General features: G+C 45.7%; 19 protein-coding genes. 13 read left to right on the top strand and 6 right to left on the bottom strand.

Annotated features, from left to right (window positions below):
- Positions 1-27 precede the first annotated feature (27 nt).
- The 8 genes from UM402_RS08130 to UM402_RS08095 are packed head-to-tail and all read left to right on the top strand — an operon-like array spanning position 28 to position 6717.
- The gene (locus tag UM402_RS08130; RefSeq protein WP_058578908.1) at positions 28-627 is read left to right on the top strand and encodes a thermostable hemolysin; all 600 of its coding nucleotides are present in this window, start codon (positions 28-30) and stop codon (positions 625-627) included.
- Entirely contained in the window at positions 624-2015 is a 1392-nt protein-coding gene (locus UM402_RS08125; protein WP_063744327.1) for an AMP-binding protein, read from the top strand. Before UM402_RS08130 ends, UM402_RS08125 begins: the two co-directional genes overlap by 4 nt.
- Positions 2002-2667 (top strand): TenA family transcriptional regulator, encoded by a 666-nt coding sequence (locus tag UM402_RS08120; protein WP_058578909.1) that lies wholly within the window; start codon positions 2002-2004, stop codon positions 2665-2667. Before UM402_RS08125 ends, UM402_RS08120 begins: the two co-directional genes overlap by 14 nt.
- Positions 2664-3470, top strand: a complete 807-nt coding sequence (locus UM402_RS08115) for an SDR family oxidoreductase (RefSeq protein WP_058578910.1) — start codon at positions 2664-2666, stop codon at positions 3468-3470. The genes UM402_RS08120 and UM402_RS08115 overlap by 4 nt, the downstream gene beginning before the upstream one ends.
- Positions 3457-4116: a tetratricopeptide repeat protein gene (locus tag UM402_RS08110; protein WP_058578911.1), complete on the top strand. Its 660-nt coding sequence runs from the start codon at positions 3457-3459 to the stop codon at positions 4114-4116. The genes UM402_RS08115 and UM402_RS08110 overlap by 14 nt, the downstream gene beginning before the upstream one ends.
- A 20-nt stretch (positions 4117-4136) precedes the next feature.
- Positions 4137-4799, top strand: coding sequence for a response regulator transcription factor (locus UM402_RS08105; protein ID WP_058578912.1), 663 nt, complete (start codon positions 4137-4139; stop codon positions 4797-4799).
- Entirely contained in the window at positions 4790-6166 is a 1377-nt protein-coding gene (locus UM402_RS08100) for a histidine kinase dimerization/phospho-acceptor domain-containing protein (protein WP_063744328.1), read from the top strand. Before UM402_RS08105 ends, UM402_RS08100 begins: the two co-directional genes overlap by 10 nt.
- Before the next feature lie 56 nt (positions 6167-6222).
- Positions 6223-6717, top strand: coding sequence for a cytochrome b/b6 domain-containing protein (locus tag UM402_RS08095; protein ID WP_058578913.1), 495 nt, complete (start codon positions 6223-6225; stop codon positions 6715-6717).
- Positions 6718-6766: 49 nt separating this feature from the next.
- Here the strand turns inward: UM402_RS08095 and UM402_RS08090 are convergent, their stop codons facing one another.
- Positions 6767-7693: a D-2-hydroxyacid dehydrogenase gene (locus tag UM402_RS08090; protein WP_058578914.1), complete on the bottom strand. Its 927-nt coding sequence runs from the start codon at positions 7691-7693 to the stop codon at positions 6767-6769.
- Between the two features lie 192 nt (positions 7694-7885).
- On the opposite strand from UM402_RS08090, the gene UM402_RS08085 reads away from it, so the two are divergent.
- From UM402_RS08085 to UM402_RS08075, 3 genes are all read left to right on the top strand, one after another.
- Positions 7886-8857 carry a hypothetical protein gene (locus UM402_RS08085; RefSeq protein ID WP_322295277.1) on the top strand — a complete coding sequence of 324 codons (972 nt, stop codon included), beginning with the start codon at positions 7886-7888 and terminating at the stop codon, positions 8855-8857.
- A 10-nt stretch (positions 8858-8867) separates the two neighbouring features.
- Positions 8868-9437 (top strand): LemA family protein, encoded by a 570-nt coding sequence (locus tag UM402_RS08080; protein WP_058578916.1) that lies wholly within the window; start codon positions 8868-8870, stop codon positions 9435-9437.
- A gap of 94 nt (positions 9438-9531) precedes the next feature.
- Positions 9532-10158 (top strand): OmpA family protein, encoded by a 627-nt coding sequence (locus UM402_RS08075; RefSeq protein WP_058578917.1) that lies wholly within the window; start codon positions 9532-9534, stop codon positions 10156-10158.
- Positions 10159-10174: 16 nt separating this feature from the next.
- On the opposite strand, the gene UM402_RS08070 is transcribed toward UM402_RS08075, so the two are convergent.
- From UM402_RS08070 to UM402_RS08055, 4 genes are all read right to left on the bottom strand, one after another.
- Positions 10175-10762 carry a DUF938 domain-containing protein gene (locus UM402_RS08070; protein ID WP_058578918.1) on the bottom strand — a complete coding sequence of 196 codons (588 nt, stop codon included), beginning with the start codon at positions 10760-10762 and terminating at the stop codon, positions 10175-10177.
- A gap of 58 nt (positions 10763-10820) precedes the next feature.
- On the bottom strand, positions 10821-12371 hold the full coding sequence (locus tag UM402_RS08065; protein ID WP_058578919.1) for a PH domain-containing protein: 1551 nt from the start codon (positions 12369-12371) through the stop codon (positions 10821-10823).
- Entirely contained in the window at positions 12364-12906 is a 543-nt protein-coding gene (locus tag UM402_RS08060; protein ID WP_058578920.1) for a PH domain-containing protein, read from the bottom strand. Before UM402_RS08060 ends, UM402_RS08065 begins: the two co-directional genes overlap by 8 nt.
- A 130-nt stretch (positions 12907-13036) precedes the next feature.
- Positions 13037-13537, bottom strand: a complete 501-nt coding sequence (locus UM402_RS08055; RefSeq protein ID WP_058578921.1) for a BON domain-containing protein — start codon at positions 13535-13537, stop codon at positions 13037-13039.
- Positions 13538-13730: 193 nt separating this feature from the next.
- Here UM402_RS08055 and UM402_RS08050 point away from each other — a divergent pair, with 193 nt between their 5' ends.
- Positions 13731-13871: a DUF3149 domain-containing protein gene (locus UM402_RS08050; protein WP_273267334.1), complete on the top strand. Its 141-nt coding sequence runs from the start codon at positions 13731-13733 to the stop codon at positions 13869-13871.
- A 28-nt stretch (positions 13872-13899) separates the two neighbouring features.
- Positions 13900-14217 carry an antibiotic biosynthesis monooxygenase family protein gene (locus tag UM402_RS08045; protein WP_058578922.1) on the top strand — a complete coding sequence of 106 codons (318 nt, stop codon included), beginning with the start codon at positions 13900-13902 and terminating at the stop codon, positions 14215-14217.
- 14 nt (positions 14218-14231) lie between these two features.
- Here UM402_RS08045 and UM402_RS08040 read toward each other — a convergent pair whose 3' ends face one another.
- Complete coding sequence (locus UM402_RS08040) at positions 14232-15227, bottom strand: branched-chain amino acid aminotransferase (protein ID WP_058578923.1); 996 nt, start codon at positions 15225-15227, stop codon at positions 14232-14234.
- Between the last annotated feature and the right edge of the window lie 15 nt (positions 15228-15242).

Below are 15242 nucleotides of genomic sequence, written 5' to 3'. Positions count from 1 at the left end.
TCAGCCGCTGACTTAAGGAGTAAACATATGCGTCACTGCTGGATATTACCGGATCATCCGTTACGTGAGCAGGTTGAATCATTTATTTGTGAACGTTACTGGCTTAACTTCAATGCCTGTCTACGCTCTTTGCCGCGTTTACTTATCGCTGTATTCGATGACGCTAAGCTGATTGCTGCTTGCGGAGTTCAGTTGGCTGACGAACAACCGCTATTTTCGCAGACGTATTTAACCAAACCTATTACAGGTTACCAGGTGAACTCCAGACCTCTGCCTCCCCCGGAACGCCTGGCCGAAGTTGGGTCAATGGCGGCATTAGATCCAAGTTACTTACCCTTATTATTTCGTGCGGTAGTTAGGCTTCTGAACTCGCATAACCGAACCGCTGTGATATTTACCGCCACTCGTGCGCTACAAAAGTACTTTAGTCGCTTGGGTATTGCATTAACAGCATTAGAAACCGCGCAACAAAGCGCGTTACCTGAGTCAACACGTGACCTCTGGGGGAACTACTATCAGCATCAGCCGGTGGTGTTGGCCGGGTGGTTAGAGCAAGGCTGCGTTTTTGAGCAACTTATTACGACACAAGATTCAAATCATATCTCTGTTCGCGAGGTTGCCTTATGAATACTTTGTTCGAACGAATACAGCAGCACGCGTTAACTGCTCCTGATGCAATTGCACTGTCCTCTGAACAGCAAAAGTTGAGTTACCAATCGCTTGTAGACGCGGTTTATAAGCGAGTTGAGCAACTTAATCAGCAACCTCAGAGAATCTTTCTTTTACAAAACCCAGACTCTATTGCGTGGGTGATTGAAGACTTAGCGCTCATGCTGGCTAATAAGGTTTGCATACCGGTACCGCCATTTTTCAGTCAGCAACAGCAGTCCTACTTACAGAAAAAGGTAAGTGATAACAAACCGCTTCCGTCTGGAACATCAAAAGTTACTTTTACTTCAGGTAGTACCGGCGAACCCAAAGGTGTCTGCTTATCTGTCGAAAACCAACTGAACACGGTTGCTGCTTTGGCTGAGCGTGTTGCTGAGGTTAGTGTCAATCGCCACATGGTTATTATGCCGTTATCTATTCTTCTGGAGAATATTGCGGGTGTTTATCTGGCATTGTGGCTAGGAGCAGAAGTTCTGCTTTTTAAAGGCGAAACACTAGGGCTGAAAGGCTCGTCATCAATACACGCTAATACGTTCTTTTCAGCATTATCTCACTATCAACCCGATAGCTTAATTCTCACGCCGGCGTTGCTTAATGCTCTTGTCGAAGGAGCTAAACGCGGGACTATTGATGCGAAACAGTTCAAGTTACTCGCCGTCGGTGGTGCTCGTCTGAGTGCAACACTTGAACGACAAGCGCTGACGTTGGGGCTGCCAGTTGTTCAGGGGTATGGGTTATCTGAATTCAGTTCGGTGGTTGCGCTGAATGCGCCCGCTGCGGTCGTGCCAGGAACGGTTGGACACCCTCTGAACCATGCCGTTGTCACAATACGCGACGGTGGTGTGGTCGTCAGAGGAAATACCATGCTGGGTTATTGGGACAACCCTGACAGCTGGTTTCCCAGCGAGATTAACACGGGTGATTTAGGGCAGTTTGATGAAGACGGGCGATTAATCATTTTAGGGCGTCGAAAGCACATCATTGTGAATGCCTATGGCCGTAATATTGACCCTGAGTGGCTAGAGGCGGAACTGTGCAGTCAGCAAGCGATTCACCAAGCGGCAGTATTTGGCGATGAAGAAATACCGCTGACAGCGTTGGTGGTGCTGACGAGTCCTTCAACAGCTGAGCAGGTTAGTTCGGTTATTTATCAGGTCAACCAACAGCTTCCGGACTACGCGCGCATTCAACGTTATGTTGTTTTGAAAGAACCTTTCACGGTCAGCAACGGTTTGTTAACCGGCACCGGGCGCTTACGACGTCTCGCTATCAAAGACGCTTATCGGGTTGCTATTGACCCTACAACTTATTCATCTGCTAACGAGGTATACGATGATGTTCTTTAATACTTTATGCGAACAAACCCAAAACGAACAACGCTATTTACTGAGCGCGCCTGCCATTCAACAAGCGTTGCAGGGTGAGATAACCATAGAAAGATATCGTGCTTTTTTAACTCAGGCTTACCACCATGTTAAGCACACCACGCCATTATTAATGCGTTGTGGCAGCAAACTATCGTTTCGGGATGAGTGGCTGCGTAAAGCAGTCATCGAGTATATCAATGAAGAATACGGCCATGAACGCTGGATACTTAATGATATTAAGGCGGCTGGCGGTGACGTTGAAGTCGCGCAGTCGAGTGAACCACATACATCAACCCAAGCGATGGTATCACTGGTTTATCAAGCTATCGACAATGAGCACCCTGCGGCATTTTTCGGCATGGCGCATGTGCTGGAAGGCACTAGCGTTAAGCTGGCAACACAGGCTGCGGGAAAAATAAAAGACGCACTGCAACTACCGGATTCTGCGTTCAGCTATTTACTGTCGCACGGTGACTTAGACCAGGAGCATGTGCAGTTTTTTGAACAGTTGATGAACCAAGTGACCGATGAAAAAGCTCAGCAAGTCATTGTGCGTACAGCGAAGCATGTTTATCGGCTTTACGGTGACATGTTTCGCGCTCTTCCTGAACTGGCAGGAGAGCCGCTATGAGTCAGTTTAACTGGCAACAGCAAACTATTGTACTAACCGGTGCGGCGGGCGGACTTGGTCAAGCCCTTGCAGAAGCACTGAGTCAACGAGGGGCCAGGCTTATTATGGTAGGACGCACCATTGGCACGCTTGACGCTCTGGCAAAGCGGCTTAATCAGACGTCATTTGTGGCTGACTTGACCCAACAGAGTGAACGTGTGCGGCTGCTTAAATTTATAACAGAGCAGGGCGCAGCGGTAACCGGATTAATTAACAATGCCGCAGTCACTCATGAAGGCTTGTTCGGTAATGCTACTGCCGATGATATTGAGCGTGTCATTACTACGAACTTAATGGTCCCCATTGCATTGACTCATGATTTTCTGCCGGTGTTAAGCGCTAATAAAGGTTGGGTTTTAAATGTCGGCTCGGTATTCGGTGCTATCGGTTTTCCGGGGCAAGGCCTTTACTGTGCCAGCAAATTCGGCTTGCGAGGCTTTAGCGAAGCGTTGAATAGGGAGTTGCTGAACAGCGATATTAATGTGATGTACGCAGCCCCACGTGCCATTAAGACCTCACTGAATAATGGTTTGATTAGCCGATTAAATACAACACTAAAAACGAAACAGGATGCTCCGCAGCGGGTTGCGCAGCAGCTTGCCACGCAAATAGAGAGACAGTCGTGGTTGCGAACACTCGGATGGCCGGAGCGGCTATTTGTTCGCCTAAACGGGCTGTGGCCTGAACAGGTAGGACGGAGTTTAAAAAAAGCACGAGATACTTTATATCAATTACTTGAGGAATACCGCCATGAAAAGCACTAAATTATACGCATTTGTTCTAATCGGTTTATTGGGGCTGCCAGCGTTATCGGCTGAATTTAATAGCAGCGATAACAGTCAGCAACGCTTGCATGACCTTCAACAGCGCTGGGCAACGGTGAACTACCAATTAGAAAATGACAAACAAAAGCAAGAGTTTGAAGCGCTTGTCGCAGATGCTCAGCAGTGGGTTGAGCAAGAACCTGAGTCCGCCCCCGCACATATATGGTTGGGTATTATTAAAAGCACTTACGCAGGTGCAAAAGGTGGGTTAGGAGCGCTGAGTCTGGCGAAAGAGTCGAAAAAGTCGCTGGAGAAAGCGCTTGAGTTAGATCCGAATGCGCTCGATGGTTCAGCTTATGCCTCTCTGGGTACCTTGTATTACAAAGTCCCGGGTTGGCCGTTCGGATTTGGTGACGATGATAAGGCACAGCAACTGCTTGAAAAAGCCTTAACAATTAACCCCGATGGCATTGACCCTAACTACTTTTACGCGGATTATTGGTTTGAGCAGGGCAATTACGCAAAAGCAGAGCATTACGCTCAAAAAGCATTGAAAGCGGCTCCCAGACCTGAACGACCATTAGCGGATGAAGCACGTCGTGCAGAAGTGAGTCAGTTGTTGGCTAAAATACAACGCGAACAATAAATAGTAAGGATAATAGCTACATGGATCTATTGTTGGTCGAAGATGATGCAATGCTCGGACAAGCCGTTGAACTTGGTTTGTCCGAGCGGCAATTTAACGTGCAATGGGTTCGTACTGGTGCGGCAGCGATTAGTGAGAGTCAGCGAGTTAATTATGATGTCGTTGTTCTTGACCTGGGGCTGCCGGATTTAGATGGTAGTCGCGTATTGTCCTCCTTGCGTAAAAAAGGACAAGTGCTGCCGGTACTAGTGCTGACAGCGAGAGACGACAGCGCAGAAACTGTGAAGCTGCTGGATCTTGGTGCTGATGATTACATGATAAAGCCTTTTGATATGAACGAGCTTGCAGCGAGACTGCGCGCTTTAGTAAGGCGTCAACGAGGGTATGCGACACCAGAGTTGAGTTGCGGGCCTATCAGCCTGGATGAGCTGAATTTTCAGGTGCTTGTTAATCAACAGCCAGTGAACTTGTCGAAACGTGAATTTGAGCTGTTGCGTGCAATGATGGCTGCGCCGGAACGGGTTCATAGTCGTGATAAGTTAGAGCAAATCGTTTTTCGTAATGAGCAGCAGGTAGAGAGTAATGCGTTGGAAGTGCATGTCCACAACTTGCGCAAAAAGCTTGGCAATAAAGAATGGATTCAGACCATTCGCGGCGTGGGGTATCGTTTAGCATGTGGCTAAAGAGCAGGGTAAAAACGAAACTCAACTCGATACGTCGGCGAATCCTTGTCGCTGTCTCTGCGGTTTATTTGTTAAGCGCGACGGTATCTGCCATATGGATTTACGCAGAAATAAGTCACGAGGTTGATGAGCTATTTGATGCAGAGATGGTTCAGCAGGCAAAAACGCTATTGGCGTTGTTGCCGAGTGATGGAGCTGGTGTAGCGCGTGACATAACGATTAGTCGTATAAATGCGCATTCATACGAAGACAAGCTCTCCTATCGTATTGAGACGATTGACGGTAAGCGCATAATGCAAACGGAAGGATCTTTGGATCCCTCTGTTATCCCTTTTAAAGAAGGCTTTTCAGTTAAGACGGTAAATAATGAACTTTGGCATAGCTTCGGTTTGAGTTCGCCGGCTAGAGATTATCGTATTCTTCTCTTACAGCAAGATGAATTTCGTTCTGAAATACGTAGTGATCTGACGACCGATATGGTTGTGCCCATTTTAACCTTATTACCGTTAATGTTGTGGTTAGGTTGGTGGACTATAAACCGAAATTTTGCCAGCTTCAGAAGGCTGGCAGAAGCACTTAGACGCAAGCGCTCTGACGATTATAGGCCGTTCATTGAGTCGAATGACACCGAGGAAGTGTCGTTGGTGAAAGGCGCGTTAAATCATTATCTGACGCGTATCGAGCAGACATTTTTGAGAGAAAAACAGTTTTCTGCGGATGCCGCGCATGAGCTCAGAACGCCACTGGCCAGCCTGAAAGCGCAGTTGCAGAATCAGTGGCAAAAAGCTTCTACTCAGCAGCAAAAAGAAGAGCTGGAATCGCTGTTAGCCAGTACGGATAGATTAGTGAGTCTGGTCGAAAGTCTACTTTTACTCTCCAAGACGGAGTTACCGCCGCAGCATTGGAGACAAGTCAACGCTGCCGCTATTCTTCGACAAGTCATTTCGGATTATTACCAGCGGGCTGATTCGCGGCGGTTAGTGATGGATGTGGATCTTCCCGACACCGTCTTATGGCGCTCAGAAGAGCGTTATCTAACGATGTTATTCAGTAACCTTGTTGATAATGCAATTAAATACGCAGCACCTCAATCATCGATTGACGTTCAATGTGATGGTTCTCTCTTTACAATATGCAATCGTATTGAAAAATCCCACCACGTTGACGCTAAGCGGCTGACCGAGCGTTTTTATCGTGGTGGGCAGTTGAGAGAAGAAGGCGCTGGGTTAGGTCTGAGTATTGTCAGTAATTTAGCCAAACAGTTAGGGTTAAAGTTGACTCTTGCTCTTGAAGACGATTGGTTTGTTGCAAAAGTTGAGGCTGATCAAGCATTGCTTGAAAAGCCTGTAATCTCCAGAAAGCCTTAATGTTGGCTTAATATTGTCCTGTTACTCTGAAGTTAATGACTAGAAGGAGTAACATTATGGATAGGCATTATTCACCATTATCGCGCATATTGCACTGGCTAGGCGCCATGGCAGTTATTGTCATGCTGACACTCGGGTTTATGATGTTTTTTGCCGACTCCCGGGAGGTAAAACATTTTTCTGAAGCTGCCCACATTGGTGTTGGCTTTTTTGCCTTCTTATTAATAGGCTGGCGCAGTGTATTACGACTGTATCAGGGGTTCCCTGAGCCGGCCCACACTTCCACAGAAAGGGTTGCCAGATACCTTCATTACGCTCTGCTATTAACAATGCTGGTTTTAATTGTAACGGGACCACTGTATTTATTTACTGAAAATGATCCACTGTCAGTTTTTGGTTGGTTTGCCGTATCATTTGACTTAAGAGTTCTCGAATGGATTCATGAGCCTGCAGAGGAAGTGCACAAGGTGCTGGGTACTTATATACTGCCGTTGCTATTGATATTACATATTGGTGGCGGGGGTCGCCACTTCTATAAACACCGTGCTTAACTCGCGTTACTTTTCACGAGTTAAGCCGCTATCAGTAGTAAGAAGGCTATCACTTTAACGCTGAGATATTTTCAGCCGTTAATTCAATAATGTGTTGTCGTGCTTCTGGAGAGGTCCAGGCGTTATGCGGCGTTACAATGAGGTTCAAGGGCTCATTTAACGCATCTAGCAACGGATGACCGTCTTTTGGCGGCTCTTGCGGAAGAACGTCCGTTGCATAGCCGCCAATTTGGCCTTTCCGTAATGCGTCCAGCACGTCGTGCTCGTTTGCAACGCCACCTCGGGCATTATTAATGACTAAAGTGTGAGGCTGGCAATGCTTGATATTCTGGCGGTTAAGCAAGCCTTTTGTTTCGTCGGTGAGCGGGCAATGAAACGAAATAACGTCGGCTTCAGGCAATAGCTCATCAAAACTTGGGCGCGAGTCGTCTGTTTTACCCGGTCGAGCGGTAAAGGTTACGCGCATACCCAATGCTTCAGCCTGTTTTTTTACCGCTTGCCCAAGTTCACCCGAGCCGACAATCACTAAATGCTTGCCTTCTAGTTGATAAGTAGGCGGGTCAAGCAGAGTAAATAAAGGGGACTTTTGCCAGTCGCCAGCGGCCATACGTTTTTGCATTACCGGCATTTTGGTGGCCAGCGACAGCATCATCATTAATGTGTGCTGAACCACACTGGGTGTTCCGTAAGCTTCGACATTTTTAACGGGAATGCCAAGCTTTTCAGCAGCTTTTAAGTCGATATTGTTCATACCGGTGGCTAGCACACAAATCAGCTTCAGCTCTTTTGCCTGTTTTAAGCTGTCTTCGTTCAGCACCACTTTATTGGTAATAACAATGTCAGCGTCTTTAATACGCTCATCGACTTGTTCGGGCGATGTCAGTGAATGGCAAACCAGCTCGTTGACCTGACTTTCAATAGAAGATAAATCAACGCCTTTCCCCAAACTGTCGTTATCTAATATCACCGCTTTCATAATGACTCCTACTGCAAACAATAATTATTGGTTTTAGCGATAGCTTATCATTAACTCCAAGTTTTGCTGGTACTGGTGAGGAAGAAATATTAAGCTTTCCTCCTCAATTCAAACAAACTGATATTGCAAAACGTGCTCTATTATAAAAACAACAAAGCACTTATTTCGCTGCTAAAAAACATTAAAAGGCAAGTGTCATTAAGCCGCTCCCGTCAAGAGCTGGACGCGGTTATTTCCGAGCTCAAATCCTTCTCCGGTAGTTATCAGCTTAATACGAAAGCCTATTGGATTACTTTTACCGTCGTATTATTAGCAACAGGGCTACTGAGTTACTGGGACTGGTCCCAGCGACAGCATTTTCAGCAAAGTACCTGGATTATTATTGCGGCCGGCGGGGCATTAACGTTGCTTTCCGGTATTACCGCTTATTACCCGCATCATCTTATGGCGAAAGTGTCTCATGCTTTGTTACAGCGCGACGGCTTGCTCGATAATAACCTTACGCCGGTCACTTTTAATGGGAAAGCGACAGCGCGCCAGTTTCAACAACGTTTTAGTGAGTTTCACCGAGGTAATTACAGCCGTGAAATTCAAGAGCTGTTTAAAGGCAGTTATCAGGGCGATGAATACTCGTTTGAGTACTATTACTACCATTTTCACTACGTCGATGAGCGTATTGTTACTGAAACCTACACTGACAGTAACGGTCGGGTAAGAACGCGCACCCGTCGTGAATATGATCATTATGATCGCTATGGTTTGATTTTACCTTTTGGCTTACTGCGTAATTTTGCGGTTATTGGCTTTAGCCTTCCCGGGGCAGGTAAAGCAACTTACAAGCCTGCATCTAACCGGTTTAATAAAGTATTTAAGGTGGTCGCTGCTAGTGAGATTGAAGCGGCTAAAGCCATGAAACCAACGGTTGTTGTCGCTTTTGAAGAGCTTAGCAATGTATTATCGAAAGTAAATTTTGAAGTGAATGATGCGGCTGACTTATGTCTCTCATTTGCTGACAAGGATCTTATTGCAACGCCGAATAAGGTTAAAATAAGTGAGTTTGAGGCTTTTATCGAGGCATTAGAAGGCGAGCAGGAGTTTGAAAAATTAAAGGCAGCACTGAGTCATGTTCACTATGTGATGACTAAGCTGGACAGTAACTTTTAGGAGCACGTCAATGACTGGAATGTGGATAGCTATTGGTATCGCGGTAGTTTTGGTTATCGCTATTATTGCCATTTACAACGCCATTATTAACCGGGCGAATGCGGTTGAGAGAGCCTGGGCGAACGTTATTACGCAGGAACGCCAGAAAAATAAAATCATTCCTCATTTAGAAGATGTGGTGAAAGACTACAAAGAGTTTGAGCAGGGGACACTGACCAAAGTCACTGAACTTCGCAGTGCGCTGCAAGGTTTAGATAGCGGCAAAGTCGATACAGCGAAACTTGAACAAGCTGAAGCAAAAACGGGTGAGTTACTAAAAAGCTTAAACGTGACGGTTGAAAATTACCCTGAATTGAAAGCGTCAGAAACCTACCAGAAACTCATGCGCGAAATTACTGATCAACAGGAAAACATTGGTGCGGCTATTCGTATTTTTAACCAGAACGTTGAAGACTTTAATAACGGCATTGAAGTTTTTCCGAACTCATTGGTTAATGCCATGCTGAACCGTAAAGAGAAGATAAAAACGTTTTCTGACTCTCAGGCAGAAGAAGGCTTTGAGTATAAGCCTAATATTTAGCTCTGGGTTGCGTAAAAGAACTGCAAATAGCGTTAGCGAATTTCTGATTTGATGCTAATTTTATGAGTACTCAAAGCGTTAAAAAGGAAACGGTATGAAGAAGTTAGCGTTATTAACGGTAATGACATCTCTCGCCTTAGTCGGCTGTGAGAATATGAGTAACACTCAAAAAGGTGCGACGATTGGCGCGGTGACAGGTGCTTTATTAGGAAAAGGCACGGGTGACCACGATAAAAGTCGTTATGTCTGGGGGGCTGCTGTTGGTGCGTTAGCAGGTGGTGCTATTGGTTCCTATATGGACAAGCAGGAAGAAGAGTTTAGGGAAGAGCTGGCCGATAGCGGCGTTAAAGTCATACGTGAAGGCGATAACATTCGTCTGCAGCTACCAAGCAACATAACCTTTGCTACCGGCAGTGCAACCATTTCGCAAAGCTTCAACCCGGTTTTAGACGACGTTGCCCGAGTGCTGCAAAAGTATGAAAAAACCACCATGCTTATTCAGGGCCATACGGACAGTACGGGTACTGCTGAATACAATCAGCAGCTTTCTTTAAACCGAGCAAATGCAGTGCGTAACCACTTGGTTGGTAACGGTGTTGATACCCGTCGTGTGACAACCGAAGGTTACGGTGAAAGTCAGCCAGTAGCAGACAACGACACGGAAAGCGGTCGTCAGCTAAACCGTCGTGTTGAGCTAAGAATTGTTCCCAATACCAAATAAACTTATGCGTTAAAGACTAACGCTGAAACTCCAGAAGTTGATTGTTTGCCGGCATAGTATGGGTGTTTTTCAAATGAAACCCATGCTGGCTGGCAAGCTTTGCAATCCATTGTTTGTCACGTATTCCCATTTGGCTGTCACGAGTACGTAAAGACTGATCAAACGCACGGTTGCTGTCACTGGTGAAATGCCCGTTGTCATTAAACGGTCCGTAAATACATAAAAGCTTTACTGATTTAAGCTTGTCCGCTAAGTGATTAAACAGCGCTTCGACACCCTCTTTGGGCATAATGTGACAAGTATTTGCGGTAAATAAGGCATCGAACTGCCCATCAGGTACAGACTGAAACACATCGAACTCAACCGGCAAAGGCTGGCCTGGTACCCCTTCTTTTTCAATTCGGGCTGTTACTCCCGGTAAATACTCCGGTTGGTCACTTGCCTGCCATTCTAAATGAGAGAGTTTTTTGGCGAAGTAGACGGCATGTTGCCCTGTACCGCTGCCAACTTCCAAAACTCGTGAAGCCTTAGCAAAAGCGACTTCCAGAACCTCAAGTATTGGGTCTTTATTGTTTTCACAGGCTTGCGAGAACGGTAGTTCCATAAAATATCACCGAGTTGTCTTATTAGTGTCGAATAATCTAACAACTCTCCGCAGCATTTTACATCCAGGACTTTCTCAAAGCTTCTACCCGGTATAAGGTGTTATCAATTAAAGCGTCACCTGTGGTTTCTTTAATAAAAGGAACTGACTGACCACCACAGGCAAGCACGAAGCCAACAGAGCACAGTTTAAAGCGACGCATAAACCAGCTTTGGTAAAACGAGGTTTGTTGAACTTTGTGAATGGGAAAGCAACGGTAATTAACGCCAATGAGACCTTTACGAATGTATATAAACTGACCGTCGTTTGCATACCCCCAGCGTTTCCATCGCAGCGCAATAAAAGGCAGGCTAGCTAGGAACAGGGCAACTAGGGCGGCTGAAAGTTGGTAATGGCCAAAGTAACTTATAACGATTGCAGACCCCACCAATAGCCAAAAGGAGACCAATGCGTTTCGCACCATTAACCGCTTACTAATAGGGTGAAACTTAATGCTGCCCATCTGATGCTCAGGCCAGGCATCTCTCGCCAGCTCTTCGGCTTCACTCAAAGTAACGGAGGGAACCATGATTTTGCCACCAGCTGTGGAAGCACTATGCCGCTCAACACTGGAATTGAGCTGCTCAAATTTAAGGTTCACACGCTGAAGCAAACGGTCCAGCCAGTTTTGTTGGTATACGATCATCTGTAGTCGGCGCAGTCGCATAGCCACCTCATGGCGGGTAAATAGGCCATTCCTTCGAATATAGCGGTCGCCTGAACGAGTAAGGCGAAAATCGTAAAAGGTAATGACCGAGCCAATGACAGAAATTAACGCCAGTAATGCAACAATAATGAAGGTGGCTGAAGCAATAACCAGAATGTATTGCCACATCGCGTACTGAGTGGAGGACATGAGCGCTTCCACGTCTACACCGAAACTTTCTATTCCTTCAATTACTTGTTCAGAAATAGCGTTGAAAAAGGGCGCTAACGCACCTAGGACAATCCATATACGGTTGCTTGCTAATCCGTGAATAACGAGATCTCTCACTGAGCGAGTATTAAGCACAGTTTCTTGATCATGCTGCTGTTCTGTATCAGTCTGACTCTCTGTGTCACTGGTGTGACTCTTAAACAGCAATATTTCTTGCTTAAGTGTTTCGGCAACTGATTTGGGCAAAGCAATGATTTTCGCTTCTGCTTTGCTTGAACCGGCGGTATCGAGCAGCATACAGACGTGATCAGTAAAGCGGTAATAAATAGGCTGCTCGAATCGAATGTTTTGAATGCGCTCAAAAGGCAAATCGATGTGCTTTTTTTGAAAAACACCCGAGTGAATTTGCGCTCGCTGCCCGGTAATTCGGTATTGATAAAAATAAAATTTAACCAACGCACTGACAGCGATAAACACCAAAATTCCAGCGACGCCAATAAGAATAGAAACAATATTGTCTGCCAGTTTCTGATACCCAACAACGAGGGCTGGAATTAAATAAACGAAGTTACTGGCGGTATTTTTTATAAATTGAATCGCAAAATAAATAATTGCGACCGGAGACAGCTTGAGCCATTTATCACGGTACTCTTCAGTGGTAGTGTCAATACTGCTTGTTTGTTCGTTATTCATTAGCCGCAATATCACCGTGTTCAAGTATATACTGACGAAGCTCGCGGGCTTTTTCTTCAGGCAAGCCCGGTATGGCAAAGGTGTGCATAGCGCCGCCAGCACTGAAAACCTCTAATGAAGCCAAGCCAACATGACGATCGATAGGGCCGTGCTTAAGCTCGACGTGCTGTATACGCAATATGGGTTGGCTGATAATCGATTTGAAAATAACGCCGCTTTTGTAACTTAAGTCATGCTCTCGCAAAGCATAACCTTTGACTTTGTCGCCAATAATGCCGTAAACCGAGAGCAAAAAACCTAATGAAGCAATGGCAATAAGTAAGCCGGGAATGGCGTTTTGCATAGGGCTGGGCAGTTCAAACCAGGGTTGCCAATTAACGGCAACAAGTGCGACCAAAATAATAAGGCAAATAAGCAGGCGACAGAGTAAGTTCACTTTTACGTAGGCCGGGCTTAGCGGTAAAAAGTGTTGCTCACGCGCCTTGGCAAGGTCGTGGTTTTCGATTGTCTCATTAGAGAATGAATGGGTAGACATAACAGGCTGCTTGTTATTGTTGTTGCGGCTTAAGTTAGCAAGCTTTTCTGTCTATCGCTAGTGTCTGAAATGGTTTGATACAAATAAAAAGAGCGGCTAATTTGCCGCTCTTTTGAGTTGGAAAAAGTATTTACTCTTTCACTTGAAGGTCGTTCTCAATATCTTTCACGCCTTCAACGGTTGAAGCTAAATTTTCAGCCGTATCAATATCAGCTTCACTTTCAACAAAGCCCGACAGCTGCACAATACCGTTGTTTGTTTCAACGCTAATATTCATGCTGTTCAAGTTGTCATCTTCAAAGATAACCGCTTTAACACGAGTGGTGATGATAGAGTCATCAATGTAGTCGCCAGCTTGGTCAGCTTTTTGCTCAGCGTAGTCACCCGCTTCTTGAGCTTCCTCTTTGGTTTTGTTCCAGGCATCTTCTGACTTGTCCTTGGTTTCATCCCAGGCGTCTTCCGATTTTTCCTGAGCGGCATCCATGGTTTCTTTAGCTTTTTGTTCAGCCTGTTCCATTTTGCTTTCAACTTCAGATTCTGCTTCGTTTGCTTCTTTTTCGCTACAACCTGATAGCGCAAGAAGCGATAAAGGAATTAAACTTGCGAATAAAGCTGCTTTTACGTTTTTCATAACTAACCTCCAGTGTTAACTAAAATACTAACGTCATTAAATATAGGACAATAATTGATGTTTATGGCGCTCTTTACAGATGTTTTTCAAAATACCCATAAAAAATAAAGTGATATTCATTAATTTGATGTAGCTCAATAATCAATTTGCCGCGTTCTCATAAACTGAAGAAAACTAAATAGGAGTATTTGTTATGAGTTTATGGCAAGAGTTTTTCAGTGATCCGGTCATCTTTATTTCGTTTAGCGGGTTAGCTATTGTTATTGGTATGTGCGTTTTTTACGCTGTATTTTTCTATATAAAAATGGTCAAGTCGGAGCAAAAACGCAAATAAGCGTACCGGTAATCGAGAAAGGAGAGCCATGAAATATATTTTTCAGGTTCATATAAAAGATGGGCATACAGCAGAAGAATATGCGGAAGCCTGGGTTAAAGCGAGCAAGATCATTCAGCGTGCGCCAGGAGCAAAGGGAACAGAGCTTCATCGAAAGATTGGCGATGAAAAAACGTTAATTGCTATAGCGTCCTGGGACACGAAAGCGCAGCGGGATGCGATGGAAGGACAGCATAACCCGGAGGTCGCTGAAATTATTCGCAGCGCAGCGCCATTTTGCGACATTACGCCCTTAGGGGAGTTCGAAGACCCTGACTGGGTGGTATTACCGCCTGACAACACCTAAAAGACAAACATGTTTCAGACTTTGGTTAACCAGCCGTGTTTGTCTTCCGCTTTGCCCCACTGAATATCATTTAAGGCTTTGCGGAGTTTCAGTGTTGTTTCGCCGGGTTTGCCGCTGCCAACAGAAAACTCTTTGTTGTTATGAGTAAGGGTGCCAACTGGCGCCAATACAGCAGCCGTGCCGGACAAAGCAGCTTCACAGCTTGGCTTCGCGGCGCGCTCTAGTAGCTCTTCAACACTCAACTCTCGCTCCGATACCTTCATTCCTAAATCTTTCGCGATAGTGAGAATAGAATCACGAGTGACACCGTGCAAAAAACTGCTATCCAGTGCTTTGGTGATAATCTCATTGCCATCGATAAGTAGAAAGTTTGCAGCCCCGGTTTCCTGAACGTCACCATTAGGGCAAAACAGAACCTGGTCAGCGTTAACAGAAGCGCGAGCTTTAAGAATTGGCTGGAGCGCGCTGGCATAATTACCGCCACTTTTTACCATCCCCATGTGGGCGGCACAGCGTGAACCATCTTCTTCAAGCAGTAACCGCAATGCTTTATCGCCGCCTGAGAAATAGTCGCCAACAGGAGACAAAAGAACATAGAGCATGGATGAGTGCGTAGGCGAAGCGGCTTTACCAATAGCGGCTTCGGTGCCAATGTGGGTTGGTCGAATGTACATAGAGCCCGGAGGAGCAGGGACTTCTTCGCTAAAGTGTTTTACAACATCGATAATCATATGCTCGAGCATAGACTCGTTGAACGCTGGCAATGACAGCAGCTCGCTGCTCTGTTGCATACGTTTCACATTTCTATCCATCCGAAAAATCTTAATTGAGCCGTCCTCATGCCGGAAAGCTTTTAGCCCCTCGAAGCAGGTGCTAGCATAATGCAAAACATGGGCACCTGGGTGCAACTGAATAGCGTCGGATGGAACAAGTTCAGGCGTGCTCCAATTTGAGTTCTCATACGTTGCTAACGCCATTTGTGGCATAAATACAGAGCCAAAAGCTGCCATAAGTTAATCCTGCTC

The organism is Idiomarina sp. OXR-189 (genome assembly GCF_034373425.1).
Classification (GTDB): Bacteria; Pseudomonadota; Gammaproteobacteria; order Enterobacterales; family Alteromonadaceae; genus Idiomarina; species Idiomarina zobellii.
This window is presented reverse-complemented; position numbering and strand designations above follow the sequence as displayed.

Excerpts from the sequence above, each read along its gene's own strand:
- UM402_RS08130 (WP_058578908.1), top strand. The coding sequence starts at position 28 with ATGCGTCACTGCTGGATATTACCGGATCATCCGTTACGTGAGCAGGTT.
- UM402_RS08125 (WP_063744327.1), top strand. The coding sequence starts at position 624 with ATGAATACTTTGTTCGAACGAATACAGCAGCACGCGTTAACTGCTCCT.
- UM402_RS08120 (WP_058578909.1), top strand. The coding sequence starts at position 2,002 with ATGATGTTCTTTAATACTTTATGCGAACAAACCCAAAACGAACAACGC.
- UM402_RS08115 (WP_058578910.1), top strand. The coding sequence starts at position 2,664 with ATGAGTCAGTTTAACTGGCAACAGCAAACTATTGTACTAACCGGTGCG.
- UM402_RS08110 (WP_058578911.1), top strand. The coding sequence starts at position 3,457 with ATGAAAAGCACTAAATTATACGCATTTGTTCTAATCGGTTTATTGGGG.
- UM402_RS08105 (WP_058578912.1), top strand. The coding sequence starts at position 4,137 with ATGGATCTATTGTTGGTCGAAGATGATGCAATGCTCGGACAAGCCGTT.
- UM402_RS08100 (WP_063744328.1), top strand. The coding sequence starts at position 4,790 with ATGTGGCTAAAGAGCAGGGTAAAAACGAAACTCAACTCGATACGTCGG.
- UM402_RS08095 (WP_058578913.1), top strand. The coding sequence starts at position 6,223 with ATGGATAGGCATTATTCACCATTATCGCGCATATTGCACTGGCTAGGC.
- UM402_RS08090 (WP_058578914.1), bottom strand. The coding sequence starts at position 7,693 with ATGAAAGCGGTGATATTAGATAACGACAGTTTGGGGAAAGGCGTTGAT.
- UM402_RS08080 (WP_058578916.1), top strand. The coding sequence starts at position 8,868 with ATGACTGGAATGTGGATAGCTATTGGTATCGCGGTAGTTTTGGTTATC.
- UM402_RS08075 (WP_058578917.1), top strand. The coding sequence starts at position 9,532 with ATGAAGAAGTTAGCGTTATTAACGGTAATGACATCTCTCGCCTTAGTC.
- UM402_RS08070 (WP_058578918.1), bottom strand. The coding sequence starts at position 10,762 with ATGGAACTACCGTTCTCGCAAGCCTGTGAAAACAATAAAGACCCAATA.
- UM402_RS08065 (WP_058578919.1), bottom strand. The coding sequence starts at position 12,371 with ATGAATAACGAACAAACAAGCAGTATTGACACTACCACTGAAGAGTAC.
- UM402_RS08060 (WP_058578920.1), bottom strand. The coding sequence starts at position 12,906 with ATGTCTACCCATTCATTCTCTAATGAGACAATCGAAAACCACGACCTT.
- UM402_RS08055 (WP_058578921.1), bottom strand. The coding sequence starts at position 13,537 with ATGAAAAACGTAAAAGCAGCTTTATTCGCAAGTTTAATTCCTTTATCG.
- UM402_RS08050 (WP_273267334.1), top strand. The coding sequence starts at position 13,731 with ATGAGTTTATGGCAAGAGTTTTTCAGTGATCCGGTCATCTTTATTTCG.
- UM402_RS08045 (WP_058578922.1), top strand. The coding sequence starts at position 13,900 with ATGAAATATATTTTTCAGGTTCATATAAAAGATGGGCATACAGCAGAA.
- UM402_RS08040 (WP_058578923.1), bottom strand. The coding sequence starts at position 15,227 with ATGGCAGCTTTTGGCTCTGTATTTATGCCACAAATGGCGTTAGCAACG.